This is a genomic window from Cognatundibacterium luofuense, from assembly GCF_018139685.1.
Lineage (GTDB): Bacteria > Pseudomonadota > Gammaproteobacteria > Burkholderiales > Burkholderiaceae_D > Undibacterium > Undibacterium luofuense.
This window is the reverse complement of record NZ_JAGSPN010000029.1, coordinates 1-1,844: the sequence shown is the minus strand read 5'-3', so window position 1 is coordinate 1,844 and position 1,844 is coordinate 1. Positions and strand designations below refer to the sequence as shown.

Here is a 1,844-nt window from a genome sequence, read left to right as displayed (position 1 = left end):
TTTACGACCAACGTGACGTGCTTCGATCAAAATTGATTTGCATTTTGGGCATTGGTTTTTCATGATATTCCTCAAGGATGGTGTTTTTAAAATTTCTGGGCCTACAGTTAGTCCCAGCAACAGAGAACTTTTCTCCGTTCACCTCGAGAATATGTGGTCGAAAAATTTTAGAATTTCTTCATGTAGCTAACAGTTCGAGCTTATGCGCGTATTGGTATAAAAATAATATCCTATTCATCACGGCAAAAGTGCCACCCTTGCTCAATTCAAAAGAGCCACTTATTTAATGCAAAAAATACAGGATTAATGTATGTTTGGAAAAAGTTGTATAAACACCTATATGAGTAATTTAGCCCTGTAAGAAATGGCAAAAAACAAAACTTTATCCAAAGCAAAGACGTACTATCATTTGGATATCGAAGATTACTAATAGGACTTACGCAGTTACAGACGTTTACAAATGAACGTAAACCTAAAAGATGAATAAGTTGGGTATGGTAGAGGCATGAAACGAAGCCCTACACGCTTGGACTATTGCCAATATTTACTGGTTACGCCAGTGAATCATACATTGACCAATTTTGCCGATCACAAAGAAAACATGAGTCACGATGCGATCAATCGCCTGCTATTGCGGGACCAACTAACGCCGCAACTGATCTGGGACAATGTCGGCGCGCAAGTCGTCTTGAGCGAACGGGGCTATCTGGTCTTTGACGACACCATCATCGATAAAAGCCACGCACACAAAATTGAATTAGTCCGGCGTCAGTACAGTGGCAACGCGCACGGCGTGATCAAAGGCATAGGCGTGGTGACCTGCGTCTACGTCAATCCGGATACGGAACAGCACTGGGTGGTGGATTACCGTATTTTTGATCCCGATGGCGACGGAAAAAGCAAACTCGATCATGTCCGCGAGATGCTGGAACACAGTCTGACGCATAAGCAATTATTGTTTCGCACGGTTCTCATGGATTCCTGGTACGCGACAAAAGAAATGATGCTGCACATTGAGTCGCTGAAAAAGATTTACTACTGTCCACTCAAAAGCAACCGTCTGGTGGATGATTCCGGTACGCGGTATGGGTATCGTTGTGTCGATACGCTGGAGTGGAATGAACAGACTTTAGAAAAAGGCAAAATTGTGAAGGTGCGCGGCTTCCCTGCTGAGCATCGGTTGAAATTGTTCCGCATTGCGGTGTCTACCCAGCGCACGGAATGGATCGTGACGAACGATCTGACTCAGGATTCGTCGCAGGCTTCACGAGAGGAGTGCAGCTTGCGTTGGAAGATAGAGCAATTTCATCGGGAAGCCAAGCAATTGACTGGGCTGGAAAAATGCCAATGCCGCAAGGCGCGCATTCAGCGTAATCACATTGCCTGCGCCATTCTTGTCTGGGTTCGCTTGGCCGAAATCGCCAGAAAATCCCAATGTACCTTGTACAAGGTTAAACACGGATTGCTCGATGATTTCTTGTGCCAACAACTTAAAAATCCATCTATTCGCATGCGCCTTGCGTAAGTCCTAACTCATAGTCATGTTTCCGTCAGGAAAACATGTTAATGTTTTTTGAGATTTTTTTTGTAGATAGGCGTGTTATGCAGACTCTTTCGCTACCCGATATTGCGATACGGAACGCACGTATGGTCACTGCGACCCAGGCCATCACAGGCAGTCTCTTAGTCAGCCAGGGTAAGTTCGCCGACATCCATGCTGGCAATGCGGGCCTGAGTGGTGACGACTGGCAGGGCGACTATTTATTGCCGGGGCTGGTCGAGCTGCATACCGACAATATGGAAAAACACCTGATGCCGCGCCCTAAGGTTAACTGGCCGGTATT

General features: G+C 45.8%; 1 protein-coding gene and 1 pseudogene. Both read left to right on the top strand.

Annotated features, from left to right (window positions below; all coding sequences use genetic code 11):
- Positions 1 to 505 precede the first annotated feature (505 nt).
- On the top strand, positions 506 to 1,525 hold the full coding sequence (locus KDM89_RS19065) for an IS701 family transposase (protein WP_212689505.1): 1,020 nt from the start codon (positions 506 to 508) through the stop codon (positions 1,523 to 1,525).
- 122 nt (positions 1,526 to 1,647) lie between these two features.
- Positions 1,648 to 1,844, top strand: a pseudogene (locus tag KDM89_RS19060) (alpha-D-ribose 1-methylphosphonate 5-triphosphate diphosphatase); the annotation flags it as partial.

Bases quoted from the DNA above. Each gene is read 5' to 3' on its own strand.
- KDM89_RS19065 (WP_212689505.1), top strand. From the start codon at position 506: ATGAAACGAAGCCCTACACGCTTGGACTATTGCCAATATTTACTGGTT.